Source organism: Nonomuraea cavernae (assembly GCF_014646355.1).
Lineage (GTDB): Bacteria > Actinomycetota > Actinomycetes > Streptosporangiales > Streptosporangiaceae > Nonomuraea > Nonomuraea cavernae.
On sequence record NZ_BMNH01000005.1, the window covers coordinates 231,347 to 251,376 of the forward strand.

Below are 20,030 nucleotides of genomic sequence, written 5' to 3' on the forward strand. Positions count from 1 at the left end.
TGCGGAGCCGTCCACGGTTACCGTGTCGAAGGACGCGGCCGGACGCTGGTTCGTGTCCATCCTGGTGGAGGAGATGATCTCCCCGCTGCCCCCGGTCGCACAGGTGGTGGGAGTGGATGCGGGGATCACCGCTCTGGTCACGTTGTCGACCGGGGAGAAGATCGTCAACCCCCGCCATGAACGGGCCGACCGTCGCAGGCTGGCTCGCGCTCAGCGAGCGCTGGCCCGAAAGGAGAAGGGCTCGGCCAACCGGGCCAAGGCCCGGCTGCAGGTGGCCCGCGTGCACGCGCGGATCGCCGACCGCAGACGCGACTTCCTGCACAAGGTCACGACACGGCTTGTTCGCGAAACTCAAGTGATCGCCGTGGAAGACCTGACCGTCCGCAACATGGTCAAGAATCACCGGCTGGCGCGCGCCATCTCGGATGCGTCCTGGCGGGAGTTGCGCGGCATGCTGGAGTACAAGAGCCGCTGGTACGGGCGGCGGCTTGTCGTGGTGGATCGCTGGTTCCCGTCTTCCAGGCTGTGCTCTGTGTGCGGGACTCTCCAGCCGTCCATGCCGCTGAACGTCCGGACCTGGGTGTGCGCCTGCGGCGCACACCACGACCGCGACATCAACGCGGCCAGAAACATCCTCGCCGCCGGGCCGGCGGAGAGCCGAAACGCCTGCGGAGCCGGCGTAAGACCTCAAGGGAAGTCCTCCTTCCTGGCGGGCGACCGGCGGTGAAACAGGAACCCTCACGGGCGACCGTGGGAATCCCCCTCGTTCACGAGGGGGACGAGGTCAATGTGTTATGAGTTCGACTCCTTGTGGAAGCGTGCCTTCCTGACCCGCCTCGATGACGAAGGCCAGAAGTGTCGCCCGGAACGCCTGAGCGGCTCTGGTGGGCTCCACGTCGCGGCGATGGGCCAGCGCGATCGTCCGGGTGAGCCCGGGAGGCGCCAGCGGGACGCCCCTCAGCCCCGGCCGCCCGTCGAGCACCATCGACGGCACCACGGCCACGCCCAGCCCGGCCTCGACGAACCTGAGCACCGCGTCCATCTCACCGCCCTCCACGGCCAGCCTCGGCTCGAACCCGGCCTGGCGGCACGCGGCCAGTGTCGCCTCACGTAGGTCGTAGCCGCGCCTGAACATCACCATCGGCTTGCCCCGCAGGTCGGCGATGCGCTGATACGGCCTGCGGGTGGGCTCGTGCGAGGGCATGGCCACGACGAGATTCTCCCGCAGGACGTCCTCGGTCACCAGAGAGGGGTCGTCGCTCTGCAGCGGCATGATGATCAGTGACAGGTCGAGCTGGCCACGGGCCAGCGCCCTGACGAGGTCGCGCGAGCCGCTCTCCTCGACCAGCAGCTCGATGCCGGGATAGTCGCGGTGGAAGCGGGCCAGCGCGTCGGCCAGCAGCCCGGCGCACAGCGACGGCGTCGCGCCCAGCCGCACCCGGCCCCGGCGCAGCCCGGCCAGCTCGGCCACCTCCTGCCGGGCGGTGTCGGCGTCGGCCAGCATCCGGCGGGCGAGGGGGAGCAGCGCCTCGCCGGCCGGGGTCAGCGTGACGTTGCCGCGCGCCCGGGAGAACAGCGGCGCGCCGAGCTCGGCCTCAAGGGCCTTGATCTGCTTGCTGAGCGACGGCTGGGCGACCCGCATCCGCTCGGCCGCCTGGGTGAAGTGCCTGGTCTCCGTCACGGCCACGAAGTAGGCGAGCTGCTGCAACTGCATGTGATATTCCTCGCACCGGGGGTGCGGATTCGCGACCGCAATCGCCGTACAAACCAGACATCATAGCCGAAGGCTATGAAAACGAGGCCCGTGATGACTTGGACGGGCCATCGCGGGATACCTAGCGTCAGAAGACGTGACTGCCACGATAGAGCGCGGCGCCGCCACCGCGCCTGTGTCCTCCCCCAAGTCCGGCCGGCCCGCGAAGAGACCAACGGCTCGCAGGCCCGGAGGGTTCCTGGGCTCCTCGAACGGCAAGAAAGCCGTCATGGCCGTCACGGGCGCCGTGATGGTGATCTTCCTCCTCGCTCACATGCTGGGCAATGTCAAGATCTTCTTCGGCAGGGAGTCGTTCAACGCGTACGCGCACGGGCTGCGCACGCTGCTGGAGCCCATGGCGCCGTACCGGCTGCTGCTGACGGTCCTGGAGATCGTGCTCGTCGTCTCGGTGGTGGCGCACATGTGGGCCGCGATCTCGCTGGCGCGGCGCGCCCGCAAGGCCCGGCCGGTGAAGTACGTGGCGAAGAAGTCGCAGGCCGGGGGCTACACCACGCACATCATGCGGTTCGGTGGCGTCACGATCGTGCTGTTCGTCGTCTGGCACCTGCTCGACCTGACCTTCGGCGTGGTCAACCCCAAGGGCTTCGACTCCACGCCCGCCGACCGCATGATCGCCGGGTTCGACGCGTCGCGCTGGTGGGTGACGCTGCTCTACGTGGTGGCCGTCGTCATGATCGGGCTGCACCTGCGGCACGGCATCTGGAGCGCCTTCCAGACACTCGGCCTGGCCAACCGCGCCCGCTACCGGGCGCTGAAGGCGGTCGCCGCGCTGGTCTCGGCCGCCCTGGTCATCGGGTTCCTCGCCCCGCCGCTCGCCATCACGTTCGGAGTGATCAAGTGAACTACGTCGAAGGGGCGCCGATCCGCGACACGAAGGCTCCCGCCGGGCCCATCGAGGAGCGGTGGGAGAAGCGGAAGTTCGGCGCGAAGCTCGTCAACCCGGCCAACAAGCGCAAGCTCAACGTCATCGTGGTCGGCACCGGTCTGGCGGGCGGGTCGGCCGCCGCCACCCTGGGCGAGCTGGGCTACCGCGTCAAGTCGTTCTGCTACCAGGACACGCCGCGGCGCGCGCACTCCATCGCCGCGCAGGGCGGGATCAACGCCGCGAAGAACTACCGCGGCGACGGCGACTCCATCTACCGGCTGTTCTACGACACCGTGAAGGGCGGCGACTTCCGCGCCCGCGAGTCTAACGTCTACCGGCTGGCGCAGGTCTCGGTGAACATCATCGACCAGGCCGTGGCCCAGGGCGTGCCGTTCGCCCGCGAGTACGGCGGCCTGCTCGACACGCGCTCGTTCGGCGGCGCGCAGGTGTCGCGCACCTTCTACGCCCGCGGCCAGACGGGACAGCAGCTGCTGCTCGGCGCCTACCAGGCGCTGGAGCGGCAGATCGCGGCCGGGACCGTGGAGATGTTCACCCGGCACGAGATGCTCGACCTGATCGTCGCCGACGGCCGGGCCAGGGGCGTCATCGTCCGCGACATGGTGACCGGTGAGATCGAGCGGCACGTGGCCGACGCGGTCGTGCTGGCCACCGGTGGCTACGGCAACGTGTTCTTCCTGTCCACGAACGCCAAGGGCTGCAACACCACGGCCATCTGGCGGGCGCACGAGCGGGGCGCGTACTTCGCCAACCCCTGCTACACGCAGATCCACCCGACCTGCATCCCGGTGTCGGGCGAGTACCAGTCGAAGCTGACGCTGATGTCGGAGTCGCTGCGCAACGACGGCCGCGTGTGGGTGCCGCTGCGCAAGGGCGACGGCCGCGCGCCCGGGGACATTCCCGAGGACGAGCGCGACTACTACCTGGAGCGCATCTACCCGGCGTTCGGCAACCTCGTCCCCCGCGACATCGCCTCGCGCGCGGCGAAGAACGTCTGCGACGAGGGCCGCGGCGTCGGTCCCGGCGGTCTCGGCGTCTACCTCGACTTCCGCGACGCGATCGGCCGGCTCGGCCGGGACGCCGTGGAGAAGAAGTACGGCAACCTCTTCGAGATGTACGAGCGCATCACCGGCGAGAACCCCTACGACGTGCCGATGCGCATCTACCCGGCGGTCCACTACACGATGGGCGGCCTGTGGGTCGACTACGACCTGCAGTCCACGATCCCCGGGCTGTTCGTGATCGGCGAGGCCAACTTCTCCGACCACGGGGCCAACCGCCTCGGCGCGTCGGCCCTGATGCAGGGCCTGGCCGACGGCTACTTCGTGCTGCCGACCACCATCGGCGACTACCTGGCGGCCGGGCCGTTCGGCGAGGTCGACGAGGAGGCCGTGGCGGCCGCCGAGATCAAGGTGCGCTCCAGGATCGACCGGCTGCTCGCGGTCAACGGCACGCGCACGCCCGACTCCTTCCACCGCGAGCTGGGCAAGCTCATGTGGGAATACTGCGGCATGGAGCGTACCGAGCAGTCGTTGCGCAAGGCCCTGGAGCGCATCCCCGAGCTGCGCGAGGAGTTCTGGCGCGACGTCAAGGTCTCCGGCACCGCCGAGGAGCTGAACCAGGTGCTGGAGAAGGCCGGCCGTGTCGCCGACTTCTTCGACCTGGCCGAGCTCATGTGCCTGGACGCCCTCGTCCGCACCGAGTCGTGCGGCGGCCACTTCCGGGCCGAGTCGCAGGACGCCGACGGTGAGGCGCTGCGCGACGACGAGACCTTCGCTCACGTCTCGGCCTGGGAGTACTCGCCCGAGGGCGAGCCGGTGCTGCACAAGGAACCGCTCGAGTACGAGTACGTCAAGATGACCCAGCGGAGCTACAAGTGAACCTGACCCTGAAGGTCTGGCGGCAGAGCGGCCCCTCCGACGCCGGACGGATGGTGACCTACCGGGTCGAGGACGTCTCGCCGGACATGTCCTTCCTGGAGATGCTGGACGTGCTCAACGAGCGGCTCATCCTCGAAGGCGACGACCCGGTGGCCTTCGACCACGACTGCCGCGAAGGCATCTGCGGCATGTGCGGCATGGTCATCAACGGTGTCGCGCACGGCGAGCAGCGCGCCACCACCACCTGCCAGCTGCACATGCGCCACTTCGAGGACGGCGCCACCATCACCATCGAGCCCTGGCGGGCCGCGCCGTTCCCGGTGGTGAAGGACCTGGTCGTCGACCGCTCGGCGTTCGACCGCGTCATCCAGGCGGGCGGCTTCGTCTCGGTGCCGGCCGGCTCCGCTCCCGACGCGCACAGCATCCCGGTGCGCAAGGAGGACGCCGACGACGCCTTCGACGCCGCCACCTGCATCGGCTGCGGCGCCTGCGTGGCGGCCTGCCCCAACGGCTCGGCCTCCCTCTTCACCGCCGCCAAGATCACCCACCTGAGCCTGCTGCCCCAGGGGCAGCCGGAGCGGCTCTCACGCGCCAAGGCGATGGTGGACCAGATGGACGCCGAGGGCTTCGGCGGCTGCACCAACACCGGCGAGTGCACCGCGGTCTGCCCCAAGGGCATCCCGCTGGACACGATCGCCCAGATGAACAGCGACTACCTCAAGGCCAACGCCAAGTAGCGCGCGAAACGGGTCCGGCCTCCCGCCCAGGGGACGGGAGGCCGGGGTCAACGGGTCAGGAGTGCGGGCAGGTGTCGCGGTACTCCTCGATGTCGCTGCGCCGGGGCGCCGGGCAGAGGAACCGCTCGTAGCGGGTGTCGTCGTCCACGAACCTCTTCAGCCAGGCGACCATGTACTTGCCGGTCGGGGTGTTGGTCGTCTGCGGGAAGAAGTGGCTGGCGCCGTTGAGCTCCATGTACGCCTTCTCCGACGAGGCGGGGATGCTCTCGTAGAACGGCTGGGAGTGGGTGGTCACGGAGGCGACCGAGTCGTTCTCGCCACCGATGATCATGGTCGGGACCCGTACACCTGACCAGCTCTTGGTCAGGTTCCACGGGGCCAGCGGGACCGCGGCCTGCAGGCTGGGCCGATCGTTGGCGGCCTCCAGGGAGCCGCCGCCGCCCATGGAGTGGCCCGCCACGGCGAGCCGGGAGGCGTCGATGCGGCTGCGGACCGCCGTCGGGCTGTCCTCGACCAGGTAGTCCAGGGCGGCCAGGAGCTGGCGGCCGCGGCTGGCGGGCTGGTCGTAGCGGGTGTTGGTCTCGATGCCGATCACCACGAAGCCGTGCGAGGCGATGCGGGGGCCGAGCCAGGAGATGCTCGACCACGAGGCGGTGTAGCCGGGGGAGATGGCGATCGCCCCGAACGTGCCCTGACTGGTGTCGTTCGGGTAGTAGATCTGGCCGCCGCCGAACCCGCTCACGCTGAGCGAGGAGACGGACTGCTGGGAGGTGGCGAACGGGCCGCGGCTCGCCTCCAGGACGGAGTCGGTGGGGTCGGGACCGCGCTCGTACGGGCCGGCGGCGTGGGCGGCGGGGGTGAGGGCGAGGGTGCCGCACGCCAGGGTCACGGCCATGGCGAGCTTCGTGAGGGTTCGCGCGGTGGGGAGAGACACGTCGGGAACTCCATGTTCGCTGGGGGTTCGCTGGGGAACCTGGTGGGGGGAATCCGGGAACCGGTGTCCGCCGACATTGTTGAGCCCGCCTGTCAGCACCCGCATCGCGTGAATCGCCGGTCTCAGGAGAGGCGGCACGCCGGTTTCGCGGGACTTGCGTCGCCGGCCTCAGGAGACGTGGCACGCCGGTTTCGGAGGACGTGCGTCGCCGGTCTCAGGAGAGCAGCCGCGCCAGTTCCACCCGCGAGCGCACGCCCAGTCTGACGAAGACGTTCCTGAGGTGGTGGTCGATCGTGCGCGGGCTCAGGAAGAGCCGCTCGGCGACCTCCCTGTTGGTCGCGCCCTCCGCGACCAGCCGGGCGATCCGCAGTTGCTGCGCGGTGAGCAGCCGCTCCGGGTCTCCGGCGGGTGAGACGTGGACGACGGCCTCGCCGGAGGCACGCAGCTCCGCCCGGGCCCGCTCGCTCCACAGCACCGCGCCCAGCCGCTCGAACGTCTCCAGCGCGCCGTGCAGGTGCTCCCGCGCGGCGCCGGGCCGCCGCTCCCTGCGCAGGGCTCCGCCGTACAGCAGTTGGGTGCGGGCGGTCTCGAACCGGCAGGCGCCCTGGCGGTGCAGCTCCAGAGCCTCGCAGAACAGCTCGCCCGCCTCGCCCGGCGCGGCGAGCAGCGCCCGGCAGCGCGCCACGAGCGCGAGCCGGTCCGGGCTGCCGGTGCTGGCCGCCCAGCGCTCCAGCACCCGCAGGGCCGCCGCGGCCCGCCTCCTGTCACCGGTACGGGTCGCCGCCTCGATGAAGTGCGGGCTGGCCATGACCCGGATGACGACGTGGTCGTTGCCGTGCCGGCCGCGCAGCCGGGCGGCCGCCTCCGCCGGACGCCCGATGGACAGGTCGAGATGGGCCAGCGCCCAGTTGCCGAGCGTGGTGGCGATGCCCAGGCCATGGGACTCGGCCAGCTCGATCGCGGCGTGGGCCCGGTCGCGGCAGCTCTCCGCGTCGCCCTGGACGGCGGCGGCGTGCGCCAGCCAGGCCAGGTGCTGGGCCGCGGCGTTGAGCTGGCCCGACTCCTGGGCCAGCCGCAGCCCCTCGGTGGCGTGGGCCGCGACGGAGGAGTAGCGGCCCAGCCAGAACTGCGCCTGGATCATCGACTCCAGCAGCTGCGGCACGACGCTGACCGCGCCGCGCCGCCTCGCCGTGTCGACGGCCCGGGCCGACAGCTCGATCGCCGTGGCGTCCTCGCCGAGCAGCAGGCTCGCCACGCACGCCCAGACCAGCGTCACCGGGCTGCTCACCGCCGAGGCCAGCTCCACGACCCGGCGCAGCGGCCCGGCGGCGGCCCGGTGCCGGCCGCTGAACGTGGCCGCTATCCCCTCCAGGTACTCGAACATGAGCTGCGCGGTCACGCAGTCGTCGCCGCGGCGCAGCACCGCGGCCTGCCCGGCGATGGCGTGCAGGGCGCGGATGTCGCCGGCCAGATAGCTGGCCTCGGCCGCCTGCAGCAGCGCCTTCACCCCGACCAGCCGGTCGTGTTCGACCAGCCAGCCGGCCGCGGCCAGCAGCTTGTCGCGGGCACTGTCGGCGTTGCCGCTCAGCAGCTCCAGCCGGCCGTACATCAGCTCGGCCTGACCGCGCGAGGAGTCGGACGCCACGGGGCGGCGCAGCCAGGACAGCAGCGACCTGGCGCGCGGGAAGTCGCCGGACACCCACGCGTGGCGGGCGGCCGCGGCCAGCCATTCGGCCCTGCTGGCGTCGTGGCCGGTCAGCCGGGCGGCGCGTTCGTAGGCCAGGGAGGGGCCGGGATGGCCGTGACGCGTGGCGGTCGAGGCGGCGGCGGCCAACTCGGCGGCGAGCCGTTCGGGCGGGCCGTCCAGCGCGACCGCTCGGTGCCAGGCCCGGGCCAGCCGACGGCTCTGCCCGTCGAGGAGGTCGCCGAGCAGCCGGTGCGCGGCCCGCCGCCGGGCGAGCGGGGCCTCGGCGTAGGCGACGGCGCGGACCGTCTCGTCGGTGTAGACGTACCGCTCGCCCTCGGCGCGGATCACCCCGGCGTTCTCGGCGGGTGCCAGCAGGGACAGCGGGTCGGCCGGTTCGGCGGCCAGGATCAACGTCGCCGTGTCGAGACCCGGATCGGCCGCGAGGAGCAGCAGCAGGAACCGGGTGTCCTCGGGCAGGCCCGCCAGCCGGTCGGCGTGCGCGCGGTGCAGCCGCCCATGGACGGGCAGGCTGTCGGGCGCCGGCGCGAGCCCGGCCAGCTGCTCGGCGCTGAGCGACTCCACCAGCTCGCGCAGGGCGAGCGGGTTGCCCCGAGAGAGCCGCTCCAGGCTGCCGCGCAGGTCGTCGGAGAGGTTGCCCGGCAGCAGCTCCGCCGCCAGGGCGCGCGTCGCGGCCTGGTCCAGCGGCTCCAGCGTCCGCACCGGGACGTCGCCCGGCAGCTCGCCCGGCGGCCCGGCCGCGTCCCACGCCGTGAACAGCAGCGCGATCCGCTCCCCGGCCACCCTCCTGGCCGCGAACGTCAGCGCCTCCCGGCTGGCCGCGTCGAGCAGGTGCAGGTCGTCGACGCAGACCAGCACCGGTTCCGGGCCGGCCAGCTCGCGCAGGAACTCCAGCAGCGCGGCGGGCAGCGCGACCCCGCCGTCGCTGCGGCCCAGCCGGAGCGCCCAGGTCAGCACGTGTGACCGGATCAGGCCCGCCACCGGGTGCAGCAGCGCGTGCAGGCCGGACAGCGGCAGGTGCGTCTCCTGGCGGATCCCCCGGACGCGCAGCACGGCGAAATCGCCCGCCAGGGTGCCGGCGAGGTCGAGCACGGCGGTTTTGCCGATGCCCGGCGAACCCAGCAGGGCCAGCGCGCCGCCGGCTCCCTGACGTGCCCGGTCGAGCAGCAGCCGGACGGCGGCCTCCTCGGCGGCGCGTCCGTGCAGGACGCTCTGGCGCGTGACAGCGGCTGACGACATGACCAGAGTGTTACTCGCGGGTGTCAACCGATAAAGGGGGGCGGTGTAAAGACATCCGGGACCGGCGAAATCGCCGATGCGCGGTCAGCGGGCGGTCCAGGCGGCGGTGGTCTCCAGGTGGTGGCGCCACAGCTTCTCGCCCTCGCCGCCCGGCTCCCGGCGCGCCGCGAAGTCGAGCAGGTCGCGGCAGCGGGCGAGCATGGCCGCGTGCCGCCGCTCCCACGGCGGCACCGGGCCGTCGTAGGCGTCGAAGAAGGAGGCCAGAGACGGCACGTGCGCGGGATGGTGGGTGCGGACGATCCATTCGCACCAGGCGAGGTCCTCGAGCGGCACGCCCTGGTGCGCCCACTCCCAGTCGAGGATCGCGGCCGTCTCGAACGTCTCGGGGTCGAACAGCAGGTTCTGCGGGCCGAAGTCGCCGTGGACGATCCCCAGTCGGTGGATGCGGGTGAGCGTGCGCCCGCAGCCGGCCAGCACCTCGGCCGCCCGGCCGTCGTCCAGCAGGTCCTCGCCGTGGACGCCGTCGACGAACCGGATGGTCAGGCTCGTCGCGGTGATCTGGTGGACGGCGGGCACCGGCAGCCGCCCCTTCAGTCTGCGCAGGAACCTGCTCTCGGTGCGCAGCCGCGTGGCCGCGCCCGGCCCCTGGTAGCACTTGACCACCAGGGCGCCGTCGCCGACCGTGCTGTTGGTGTAGCCGTGCCTCACAGGCAACGATTCTGGCCTACCGGCGGCCCGGACATCACCCGGCGCGCCAGGCGCATTTGGCATACCCCGCATCACTACCGTATGTGACGACATGTTACAGATGGTGTATGGCAGAACTGCGCAGCGGTCAGACGCACAACCTGGTCCTCGCGACCTCGGCGTTCGCCCTCACGTTCTGGGCGTGGAACCTGATCGGGCCGCTGAGCAGCAGCTACACCAAGAGCCTGCACCTGGCGCCGACGCAGACCTCGCTGCTGGTCGCGATCCCGGTGCTGGTCGGCTCGCTGGGACGGATCCCCGTCGGCGTGCTGGCCGACCGGTTCGGCGGGCGGCGGATGTTCGCGGTCATCTGCTTCCTGTCGATCGTGCCCGTCCTGCTCGTCGGCTGGTCCGACTCGTACGGATGGCTGCTGTTCTGGGGGTTCCTGCTGGGGATTCCCGGCACCTCCTTCGCGGTCGGCATCCCCTTCGTGAACGCCTGGTACGAAGCTCCGCGGCGCGGCTTCGCCACCGGGGTGTTCGGGGCCGGGATGGGGGGCACGGCCCTGTCGGCGTTCTGCACGCCCCGGCTGGTCGAGGCGCTCGGGCGCGGGGCCACGCACGTGCTGATGGCGGTGGCGCTGGCGGCGATGGGCCTGATCATGCTGGCGTTCAGCCGCGACTCGCCCGCGTGGCGGCCCGCGACCCAGCCGGCGCTGCCCCGGATCCGCGAGGCGCTGAAGGTCAAGGCGACCTGGCAGTGCTCGTTCCTGTACGCGGTGACGTTCGGGGGGTTCGTCGCCTTCTCCACCTACCTGCCCACGCTGCTGGAGAACGTGTACGCGTACGTCCAGACCGACGCCGGGCTGCGCACCGCCGGATTCTCCATCGCGGCCGTGCTCGCCAGGCCGTTGGGCGGCATCCTCTCCGACCGGATCGGGCCGGTCCGGGTGCTGCTCATCTCGTTCGCCGGGGTCGTGGTCATGGCGGTCGTGCTGTGCTTCCGGCCGCCGCCGGAGCTACCCGCCGGGGTCACTTTCGTGTTGATGGCGCTCCTGCTCGGTCTCGGCACCGGAGGCGTGTTCGCGCTGGTCGCCAAGGTGGTCGAGGCGTCACGGGTGGGCACCGTCACCGGTCTGGTGGGGGCGGCCGGAGGGCTCGGCGGCTACTTCCCGCCCCTGGTCATGGGCGTCGTCTACAGTGCCACGGCGGCGTACACGCTGGGTTATCTGCTGCTGGCCCTGACCGCGCTGGTGGCGCTCGTCTACACGTTCAGGGCGTTCAGGGCGCTGCCCTCCTGACGCGAAAACCGTTTGCCTGGTCAACCCGCGCCTTGCCAATCTTGACAGGCTATGCGCTCCCTTCCTCAAGCCGATCCCGGCGTGCCCGACATCCGCGGTCCACTGCGCTACCTGTGGTGGAACGCACGCTCCCAGTTGCCCTCCCTCCTGGCCGGCATCGCGTTCGCGATCGTCTGGTGGCTGGTGCAGGCGCTGGTGCCCGCCGTGCTGGGCAAGGGCATCGACGCCGTCACGGCCAAGGACACCGGGGCGCTGCTGACCTGGTCGGCGATCATGCTCGGGCTCGGCCTGGTGCAGGCGGGCTCCGGCATCATGCGGCACCGGATGGCCGTCTACAACTGGCTGGCCGCCGCCTACCGCACCGTCCAGGTGACCGCCAGGCAGGCCGCCCGCCTCGGGGCCACGCTGCCCAAGCGGCTGTCGACCGGAGAGGTGGTCAGCGTCGGCAACTCCGACATCGCCCACATCGGCACCGCGATGGACATCCTGCTGCGCGGCACCGGCGCGGTCGTGGCGATCGTCACGGTCACCGTGATCCTGCTCTCCACCTCGCTGCCCCTGGGCCTCATGGTGCTCATCGGCGTGCCCGTCATGGCCGTCGCCGTCGGGCCGCTGCTCAAGCCGCTGCACCGGCGCCAGAACCTCCAGCGCGACCTGACCGGCGACCTGTCCACCCGCTCGGCCGACATCGTGGCCGGGCTGCGGGTGCTGCGCGGCATCGGCGGCGAGCAGGTGTTCGCCGAGCGCTACCGCGAGGAGTCGCAGCGGGTCCGTCACGCGGGAGTCGGCGTCGCCAGGGTCGATTCGCTGCTGGAGGGCGCGCAGATCCTGCTCCCCGGCATCCTCATCGCCACCGTCACCGGCGTCGGCGCGTCGTTCGCGGTCGGCGGTGAGATCACGGTCGGCCAGCTGGTCGCCTTCTACGGCTACGCCGTCTTCCTGATCGGCCCGATGCGCACCCTCACCGAAGCCGCCGACAAGCTGACCAAGGGCCACGTGGCCGCCCGCCGGGTGGTGCGGATCCTGTCCATCGAGCCCGAGGTGTCGGGCGGCACCGGCGCCAGCAAGGGCGGCGTGCTCCGCGACTCCTACAGCGGCGTGACCGTGCGGCCGGGCGTGCTGACCGCCGTCGCGGCCGCCACGCCCGAGGAGGCGATCACGATCGCCGACCGGCTGGGCCGCTACGCCGACGGCGACGTCACCTTCGGCGAGGCCGACCTCGCGACGCTGCCGATCGCCGAGATCCGCTCGCGCATCCTGGTCGCCGACAACGGCGCCCGGCTGTTCACGGGCAGGCTCCGCGACGAGCTCGACGTCCGTGGCGGCGCCTCCGACGAGCAGGTACGGCAGGCGCTGCACACGGCGTGCGCCGAGGACATCGTCGAAGCCCTGCCCGAAGGGCTCGACGCCGAGGTGGCCGAGGCCGGGCGGGAGTTCTCCGGTGGTCAGCAGCAGCGGCTCCGGCTGGCCAGGGCGCTGCTCTTCGACCCCGAGGTGCTCGTCCTGGTCGAGCCGACCAGCGCGGTCGACGCCCACAGCGAGGCGCGCATCGCCGACCGGCTGGCCAAGGCCCGCGCCGGCCGGACCACGCTGATCTGCACGACCAGCCCGCTGGTGCTCGATCGCACCGACCATGTGATCTACGTCGAGGACGGCAGGATGGTCGCCGAGGGCGCGCACCGCGACCTGCTGGTCTCCTCACCGAGATACGCCGCGACCGTGACCAGAGGGGAGGACTGACGATGGCCCGCGAGATCCTGCCCGTCGCCGACGAGAGACAGGTGCGCGCCTACGCCAGGCGGCTGACGCTGAGATATCCGCGTCAGCTCACCGTCGCCCTGGTCCTGCACGGGCTCGCGGCGGTCGCCGGGCTGGCCGTGCCCTGGCAGCTCGGCGCGCTGGTGCAGACCGTACGCGACGGCGGCGAGGTGAGCGTCGGCCTCGTGGTCCTCGGCATCGGCGGGTTCCTGCTGCTGCAGAGCGTTCTCATCCGCTACGCGGTGCTGGCCTCGGCCCGGCTCGGTGAGAAGGTCCTCGCCGAGCTGCGCGAGGAGTTCGTCGACCGGGTGCTCGGCCTGCCGCTGTCGACGGTCGAGCGGGCCGGGGCGGGCGACCTGATCACCAGGACGACGCGCGACGTCGACTCGCTGTCCAGGACCGTTCGCCACGCCGTGCCCGAGACACTGATCGCGGTGGTCACCTTCGCGATCACCATCGGGGCGATCGTGCTGGTCAGTCCGTTGCTCATGCTGCCGATGCTGATCGCGGGCCCCATCCTGTGGTGCGCGACGCGGTGGTACCTCAACCGGGCCCGCGACGGCTACCTGCGCGAGAACGCGGCCTACGCCGACATGACCGAGGGGCTGGCCGAGACCGTCGACGGCGCGCGGGCGATCGAGGCGCTCGGCCTGCACCGGCGGCGCGAGCAGCGCACCGACGACGACATCCGCGGGTCGTTCGGCGCCGAGCGCTACACCCTGCGTCTGCGCACGATCTGGTTTCCCGCCGTGGAGCTGGGCTACGTCCTCCCGGTCTGCGCCACGCTGTTCGTCGGCGGGCTCTTCTACACCAACGGCTGGGTGTCGCTGGCCCAGGTCACCGCGGCCACCCTCTACGCTCAGCAGCTGATCGACCCGCTCGACCGGTTCCTCATGTGGATCGACGAGCTGCAGGTCGGCGGCGCGGCCCTGGCGCGGCTGCTCGGCGTGGCCAACGTGCCCGACGACCGGGCGCCCTCCGCCACCCGCCCCACCGGCGAGCTGATGGAGGCCGACGATGTCCGCTACGCCTACCGCGAGGGCCGCGACGTGCTCCACGGTGTCTCCCTGACCGTCAGGCCGGGCGAACGGCTGGCCATGGTCGGCCCCTCGGGCGCGGGCAAGTCGACCCTCGGCAGGCTGTTGGCCGGCATCCACGGCCCCCGCACCGGCGCCGTGTCGGTCGGCGGGGTGCCCCTCGTCGACCTGCCGCTCGACGAGCTGCGCGGCCACGTCGCGCTGGTCACCCAGGAGCACCACGTGTTCAAGGGCACGCTCCGCGACAACCTGCTGATCGCCCGGCCGGGGGCCGACGACACGGCGGTCCGCGCGGCGCTCGACGCGGTCGACTCGCTCGACTGGGTGCTCGGCCTGCCCGACGGCCTCGACACGGTCGTCGGCTCGGGCGGCCTGGCCGTCTCGCCCGCCCAGGCCCAGCAGCTGGCACTGGCCCGTCTGGTGCTGGCCGACCCGCACACGCTGGTGCTGGACGAGGCGACCTCGCTGATCGACCCGCGCGTCGCCCGGCACCTGGAGCGGTCGCTGGCCGCGGTGCTGGAGGGGCGGACGGTCATCGCCATCGCGCACCGCCTCTACACGGCCCACGACGCCGACCGGGTCGCGGTGGTGGAGGACGGCCGGATCAGCGAGCTCGGGTCACACGACGAGCTGGTGGCGGCGGGCGGCTCGTACGCGGCGCTGTGGAGCAGCTGGCACGGCGCGCCCACCCGCCCCCCGCACGAACCGGTGCGCTGACGCCGCTCGCCCGGCCGGTCCAGGGCGGTCACGTTGCTCGGCCGGTCCGGCGGTCACGTTGCTCGGCCGGTCCAGGGCATCACGTTGCTCGCGTGACGCCCTGGACCGAGGCGACAGGTCAGCGGGACGTCACTCGCCCAGCGACTTCTTCAGGAAGTCGACCTGGAGCAGCAGCAGGTTCTCCGCCACGACCTCCTGCGGCGTCATGTGCGTGACACCCGACAGCGGGAGGACGTGGTGCTGGCGGCCGGCCGCGAGGAGCGCGGACGACAGGCGGAGCGTGTGGGCGGCCACCACGTTGTCGTCGGCCAGGCCGTGGATGAGCAGCAGGGGGCGGTCCAGCTTGGCGGCGTCCCCGAAAAGCGAGGAGTTGTCGTAGACCTCGGGCTGCTCGTCCGGGTGGCCCAGATAGCGCTCGGTGTAGCAGGTGTCGTACAACCGCCAGTCGGTCACCGGGGCCCCGGCCACCGCGGCGTGGAACACGTCGGGCCGGCGCAGCACCGCCAGCGCCGCCAGGAAGCCGCCGAACGACCAGCCGCGGATGGCCACCCTCGTCAGGTCGAGATCGTCGGGATACTGCTCGGCCACGCCCTGCAGGGCGTCGACCTGGTCCTCCAGCGCCGGAGTCGCCAGGTCGCCCAGCACCGCACGCTCGAACCCCGGGCCCCGGCCGGGAGTGCCCCGCCCGTCGGCCACGATGACGGCGAAGCCCTGCTCGGCGAACCACTGGCTCTCCAGGTAGCCGCCGCGCCGGTTGAGCACCCGCTGCGCGTGCGGCCCGCCGTACGGGTCCATGAGGACCGGCAGCCTGCGCGAGCCCTGCTCGTGCCAGGAGGGCAGCACCACGGCGGTGGCCAGCTCGCGACGGCCGGAACGGCCGAGCGAGACCCGCAGGTCGAGACCGGGACGCTCGGCCACGGACGGGATCGGGATCGCCACGCCGTCGCGGCGCACGACCGTGGTGGAGACGCCCTCGGCGTCGAGCGTCTGCTCGCTGAGCACACCGACGCCGCTCGCCATCCGGCCGGAGAACACGCCGGAACGGGTCGAGACCGGCAGCAGCGAGTGGCCGTCCCAGGTCCACAGCTGGATCTCGGTGGGGTCGCCGCTGGCGGTGAACAGCACGCTGTCGTGGTCGACGTCGAGCACCGCGCGCACCTGCAGCGTCGGCGGGGTGACCGCGCGGTCGCCGACGAACAGCCGGTTGCCGCCGTCGGCCTGGGCCACCCAGACCAGCGACCCGTCGTCGAGGTGGGCGGGCACACCGGTGAAGATGTCGACCCAGGCCGGGTCGGTGTCCTCGCGGACCAGCGTGGAGCGGCCGGTGGCCGGGTCGACCGCGAACAGCCGCAGTGCCTTCTGGTCGCGTGGCATCGTCACGATCGACAGCGCGTGGGAATCCCAGGCGGCTGTCGTAAGGTACTCGTCGTCGTACGGCACCGCCACGCGCGACCCGTCGAGGCCCAGCACGAACAGCTCGGTGACGGCGTTGGGCGTGCCGGCGGCCGGGTAGCGCTGGGTCACCGCCGGGCGGTCGGGATTGGCCGGGTCGGCGATGTACCAGCTGCGCACCGGCGCCTCGTCGGCCCGCTCGACCAGGAGCGCGTCGCTCGACGGAGACCACCAGTGGCCGCGCATCCGGTTCATCTCCTCGGCGGCGACGAACTCGGCCAGGCCGTAGGTGACCGTCGGCGACTCGGGCGTGGCCAGCGCCCGGTCGTCGCCGGAGGCCAGGTCCTGGACGCGCAGGGCGCCGCCGGTGACATAGGCGACCAGGCGGCCGTCAGGGGAGACGCGCGGGTCGATGGCCGAGCCGGGGATGTCGAGCCGCCGCGTCCCTCCGCTCGGCAGGTCGGTGACGTAGAGGCCGCCCGACAGGGCGAAGACGGCCGTGGTGACCGCGGTGTCGGTCGTGTAGGCGACCACTCCGCCCGCCTGCTCGCGGCTGCGCTCGCGCCTGGCCCGCTCCTCGGGCGGCAGGTCGTCGTCGGCGTCGAGCGTGCGCGGGTCGACGACCAGTCGCTCGATGTGCGTCTCGGTGTCGAGCTCCCACAGGCAGGTCACGGGGTCGGTGCCGGACCTGGTGCGCAGGAACACGACCCGGGCGCCGTCGGGGGAGATGGTGAAGCCCCTGGGCACCCCGAGGGTGAACCGGCGGGTCCTGGCCGAAAGTCGCGGGAAGCTCTCACTCATGGTGCCAATCCTGCCAGCAGAAGGGGTTGGTCAGGCTCGGACGGATGACGGATTCTGCCAGCAGCAGGGGTTGGTTAGGCTCTGACGCATGACGGAGAGCGAGGCGCCGGCCGGCGAGCGAGTCCACGGGCGTGATCGGCGGCTGCTGCTCGTGCACGCCCATCCCGACGACGAGTCGATCGGCACCGGCGCGACCATGGCCCGCTACGCCGCCGAGGGCGCCCACGTCACGCTGGTGACCTGCACGCTCGGTGAGGAGGGCGAGATCATCCCGGCCGACCTCGCCCATCTGGCCGCCGACCGCGACGACGTGCTCGGCCCCTACCGGGCCGGCGAGCTCGCCGGCGCGTGCCGGGCACTCGGCGTCGAGGACCACCGTTTCCTCGGCGGCGCGGGGCGCTGGCGCGACTCGGGCATGATGGGCCTCGCCTCCAACGAGCGGCCCGAGGCGTTCTGGCAGGCCGACCTCGACGAGGCCGCGGGCGAGCTGGTCAAGGTCATCCGCGAGGTGCGGCCGCAGGTCCTCGTCACCTACGACGCCAACGGCTTCTACGGCCATCCCGACCACATCCAGGCGCACCGTGTCTCCCTGCGCGCCGTCGAGCTCGCGGCCGACCCGGAGTTCGGCGAGGGCGAGCCGTGGCGCATCGCGAAGGTCTACCACACGGCCATGGCCGTCTCGGTCATGCGGCGCTCGGCCGACGCGCTGCGCGCGGCCACCGACGTGTCGTTCGTCGCCGAGGACGTCGACAAGGCGCCGTTCGGCAGTCCCGACGAGGTGATCACCACCGAGATCGACGCGCGGCCGTGGGTGGGCCGCAAGCTCGACGCGATGCGCGCCCACGCCACGCAGATCAGCGTGCGCGACCCGTGGTTCGCGCTGTCCAACGGCATCGGTCAGCTGGCGGTCGGCGTGGAGCACTTCATCCTGGCCGAGGGAACAGCCGGCCCCGACGTGCCCGGGCTGCCGGTCGAGGCGGGCGGGCTTGGCGAGCCGGGCCACCGCGAGAACGATCTGTTCGCCGGCATCCACTAACCTCGGTCGGCATGGAGCAACGCAGCCAGGCCGAGTCGGCGCTGGGCGGGGCGGCCTACGGCATGCTGTTCGTGCTTGGGCTCGTCATGGGGGTCGTGGGCGGGTTCACGCAGGACGCGTGGAATCTGGGGCCCTTCCCTGCCGCGGCGGTCGCGTGGGTGGTGGGGCTCTTCGGTGTCTGCGTGGGGGCGGGCAGGCTGATGCGCGCCCGGATGGGGGCGGCGGTGACGGCGGCCGGGTGGCTGCTGGTGTCGATGCCGTTCTCGCTGCAGTTGTCGCAGGGGGATCTGGTCATCGCGGGGGGCGCTGCCGGATATAGCTACCTATATGGGGGGATGTTGGCGTTGGTGGCGGCCTTCTTCCTGTCCCCTTCCACCTCCCCACCCGGCTCCTGGCTCCTCCGCGGCCACCCCTGACTTGTCGACCATTTTTATCCGCCCCTTTATTACGGCGAAGCACGGCAAGACCCACCCGCCGCTCGTGGCCGACCCCCGTCCAGGGGCACGCTCCTCCGGTTCCCCGGCTTGCCGCCGTGACGTGCGCCCCCTGGGCCCCGGCCGTGGTGCACGCCTGACCGGGGCCCAGATGACGCCTGCCTGGCCGGGACCCGGGTGAGCCGGGCTCACGGGATGCGCTTGGCCGGGGTCCTACGGGGTGCCTGCCGGGGTGGGGACCGCCTGGCCGGGTCCCGCGGGATGTGTGCGGGCCCGGCGGTCAGGGGTTCTACTGGGCCGGGGGTTCCGGGAGTGGGGGCTCCGTCGGCGCGTCGGTCGGCTCGTCCGTTGGTGTGTCCGTAGGCGCGTCGGTGGCCGTGGGGCAGATCGGGATCGGGTCCACCGGGGGCGGCGTGTCCGTCGGGACTCCGGTCGGTTCCTCGGTGATCGTGAGGGAGGGCGTCGGGGTCGGTTCCGGCACCGTCGGCAGCGATGGAGTCGGTTCGGGGGTGATCGGGAGTGATGGAGTCGGTTCCGGGGTGGTCGGGAGCGACGGGGGAACCGTGGGCGTCTCCGAGGGCGGGATCACCGGGATCTCCGGCCGGCAGGTCTGGGTGACCGTCGCCGTAACCGTCACCGGAGGCGCCGTGACCGTCTGGGTGACCGTGGTCGTGACCTCCTGCGTCGCCGTCTCCGTCACGGTCGCCGTGACCGTCTCGGCCGGCGCGGTCTCCGTGACCGTGGCCGTCGGCGTGGCCGTCACCGTGCGGGTCGGCCAGGGCAGTACCTTGACCTTGACCTTCGGCTTGCCTCTCAGCTTGTACGCGCCCTTGCCGAGCTTCTTGCTGGCCTTGCCCGCGCCCGTGGTCACGGGGAGTTCGGCGGCGGTCGTACGGCAGGACTTGCCCTTGCAGACGCGCTGGCGGATCGTGAACCTGGCGGCGCCGTCGTACTTGACGGCCACGTCCAGGTAGGAGGTGCCTTTTTTCTTGACGACCTTGGTCGTGGCGGTGTACTTACCGATCTTGGGGGTGGGCGTCGACGACGCGATCACGACGCGGAGCGGGGCCTCGGATGACCCCAGGGGGTCGCTTGCCGAGGTTTGAGTGATCGCGATTCCGCCGGCGCCGGCCAGAGCCATGGCGCCGACCAGCGCGCCCAGAGTGGAAAATCTCATGATCCTGCTCTTTAGGGAGATTTCAGGACGTCGATCATTATTCCGGGTTGTCAAGATTGGTCAAGACTGAGATGAGACGCATGAACAGGCGACACAGGTTCCGCCGGGTGGTGAACTATTTGAATCTGGCCACCCCGCTAGGTTTGCTGATCTCCGTCATCGGCGGCGCCACCCGGCAGCCCGGTCCCGACGGGCTCGTGCTCGCCTTCGGCTACCGCTACCGCTTCCCCATCGCGGGGGCGTTCACCGTGGGCAACGTCGTGCTGACCAGGCGAGACTCGCTCGACGACCGGCTCATCCTGCACGAGAGCAGGCACGCCACCCAGTGGGCGTGGTGCGTGGGCCTGCCCATGCTCCCGCTCTATCTGCTGTCCATGCTGTTCTCGGTGCTGCTCTGCGGCCACCAGGCGTCGTACAACGTGTTCGAGCGGCTGGCCGGCCTCGACGACGGCGGCTACCCGCGCGCGGCCCTGTGGTGGCGACGGCGCGCGGGAGAGCGGCAAGGCGGGTGAGTCCTGTGCGGATGAGTCCAGTGCGG

General features: G+C 71.9%; 15 protein-coding genes and 1 pseudogene. 10 read left to right on the forward strand and 6 right to left on the reverse strand.

What is annotated here, in order from left to right; all coding sequences use genetic code 11:
* Positions 1 to 798 (forward strand): annotated as a pseudogene (locus IEY82_RS39080) (RNA-guided endonuclease InsQ/TnpB family protein); the annotation flags it as partial.
* Here the strand turns inward: IEY82_RS39080 and IEY82_RS12310 are convergent.
* Positions 785 to 1,714, reverse strand: coding sequence for a LysR family transcriptional regulator (locus IEY82_RS12310; protein WP_189124192.1), 930 nt, complete (start codon positions 1,712 to 1,714; stop codon positions 785 to 787). The pseudogene IEY82_RS39080 and the gene IEY82_RS12310 overlap by 14 nt on opposite strands.
* Before the next feature lie 136 nt (positions 1,715 to 1,850).
* Between IEY82_RS12310 and IEY82_RS12315 the strand changes: the two genes are divergently transcribed.
* From IEY82_RS12315 to IEY82_RS12325, 3 genes are read left to right on the forward strand one after another with little or no spacing between them, the layout of a single operon-like run.
* Positions 1,851 to 2,615, forward strand: coding sequence for a succinate dehydrogenase cytochrome b subunit (locus IEY82_RS12315; RefSeq protein ID WP_189124193.1), 765 nt, complete (start codon positions 1,851 to 1,853; stop codon positions 2,613 to 2,615).
* The gene (locus IEY82_RS12320; RefSeq protein ID WP_189124194.1) at positions 2,612 to 4,537 is read left to right on the forward strand and encodes a fumarate reductase/succinate dehydrogenase flavoprotein subunit; all 1,926 of its coding nucleotides are present in this window, start codon (positions 2,612 to 2,614) and stop codon (positions 4,535 to 4,537) included. Before IEY82_RS12315 ends, IEY82_RS12320 begins: the two co-directional genes overlap by 4 nt.
* Complete coding sequence (locus tag IEY82_RS12325) at positions 4,534 to 5,274, forward strand: succinate dehydrogenase/fumarate reductase iron-sulfur subunit (protein WP_189124195.1); 741 nt, start codon at positions 4,534 to 4,536, stop codon at positions 5,272 to 5,274. Before IEY82_RS12320 ends, IEY82_RS12325 begins: the two co-directional genes overlap by 4 nt.
* 55 nt (positions 5,275 to 5,329) lie before the next feature.
* Here the strand turns inward: IEY82_RS12325 and IEY82_RS12330 are convergent, their stop codons facing one another.
* The 3 genes from IEY82_RS12330 to IEY82_RS12340 form a co-directional block, all read right to left on the reverse strand.
* A complete protein-coding gene (locus tag IEY82_RS12330; RefSeq protein ID WP_189124269.1) occupies positions 5,330 to 6,169 on the reverse strand; it encodes an alpha/beta hydrolase family protein in 840 nt (279 codons plus the stop codon).
* A gap of 253 nt (positions 6,170 to 6,422) precedes the next feature.
* Positions 6,423 to 9,152, reverse strand: a complete 2,730-nt coding sequence (locus IEY82_RS12335) for a LuxR C-terminal-related transcriptional regulator (RefSeq protein WP_189124196.1) — start codon at positions 9,150 to 9,152, stop codon at positions 6,423 to 6,425.
* Between the two features lie 84 nt (positions 9,153 to 9,236).
* The gene (locus tag IEY82_RS12340; RefSeq protein WP_225263028.1) at positions 9,237 to 9,860 is read right to left on the reverse strand and encodes a phosphotransferase; all 624 of its coding nucleotides are present in this window, start codon (positions 9,858 to 9,860) and stop codon (positions 9,237 to 9,239) included.
* Between the two features lie 107 nt (positions 9,861 to 9,967).
* Here IEY82_RS12340 and IEY82_RS12345 point away from each other — a divergent pair, with 107 nt between their 5' ends.
* The 3 genes from IEY82_RS12345 to IEY82_RS12355 are packed head-to-tail and all read left to right on the forward strand — an operon-like array spanning position 9,968 to position 14,652.
* On the forward strand, positions 9,968 to 11,140 hold the full coding sequence (locus tag IEY82_RS12345; protein WP_189124198.1) for an MFS transporter: 1,173 nt from the start codon (positions 9,968 to 9,970) through the stop codon (positions 11,138 to 11,140).
* A 51-nt stretch (positions 11,141 to 11,191) separates the two neighbouring features.
* Positions 11,192 to 12,880 (forward strand): ABC transporter ATP-binding protein, encoded by a 1,689-nt coding sequence (locus IEY82_RS12350; RefSeq protein ID WP_189124199.1) that lies wholly within the window; start codon positions 11,192 to 11,194, stop codon positions 12,878 to 12,880.
* A 2-nt stretch (positions 12,881 to 12,882) separates the two neighbouring features.
* Complete coding sequence (locus IEY82_RS12355) at positions 12,883 to 14,652, forward strand: ABC transporter ATP-binding protein (RefSeq protein WP_189124200.1); 1,770 nt, start codon at positions 12,883 to 12,885, stop codon at positions 14,650 to 14,652.
* Between the two features lie 129 nt (positions 14,653 to 14,781).
* Here IEY82_RS12355 and IEY82_RS12360 read toward each other — a convergent pair whose 3' ends face one another.
* Positions 14,782 to 16,845 (reverse strand): S9 family peptidase, encoded by a 2,064-nt coding sequence (locus IEY82_RS12360; protein ID WP_189124201.1) that lies wholly within the window; start codon positions 16,843 to 16,845, stop codon positions 14,782 to 14,784.
* An 88-nt stretch (positions 16,846 to 16,933) separates the two neighbouring features.
* On the opposite strand from IEY82_RS12360, the gene mshB reads away from it, so the two are divergent.
* On the forward strand, positions 16,934 to 17,881 hold the full coding sequence (mshB, locus tag IEY82_RS12365; protein WP_189124202.1) for an N-acetyl-1-D-myo-inositol-2-amino-2-deoxy-alpha-D-glucopyranoside deacetylase: 948 nt from the start codon (positions 16,934 to 16,936) through the stop codon (positions 17,879 to 17,881).
* Between the two features lie 11 nt (positions 17,882 to 17,892).
* A complete protein-coding gene (locus tag IEY82_RS12370) occupies positions 17,893 to 18,297 on the forward strand; it encodes a DUF6113 family protein (RefSeq protein ID WP_189124203.1) in 405 nt (134 codons plus the stop codon).
* A gap of 307 nt (positions 18,298 to 18,604) precedes the next feature.
* Here IEY82_RS12370 and IEY82_RS39870 read toward each other — a convergent pair whose 3' ends face one another.
* Positions 18,605 to 19,492 carry a hypothetical protein gene (locus tag IEY82_RS39870; RefSeq protein ID WP_189124204.1) on the reverse strand — a complete coding sequence of 296 codons (888 nt, stop codon included), beginning with the start codon at positions 19,490 to 19,492 and terminating at the stop codon, positions 18,605 to 18,607.
* A gap of 107 nt (positions 19,493 to 19,599) precedes the next feature.
* Between IEY82_RS39870 and IEY82_RS12380 the strand changes: the two genes are divergently transcribed.
* On the forward strand, positions 19,600 to 20,004 hold the full coding sequence (locus IEY82_RS12380) for a hypothetical protein (RefSeq protein ID WP_225263026.1): 405 nt from the start codon (positions 19,600 to 19,602) through the stop codon (positions 20,002 to 20,004).
* Positions 20,005 to 20,030: the final 26 nt, after the last annotated feature.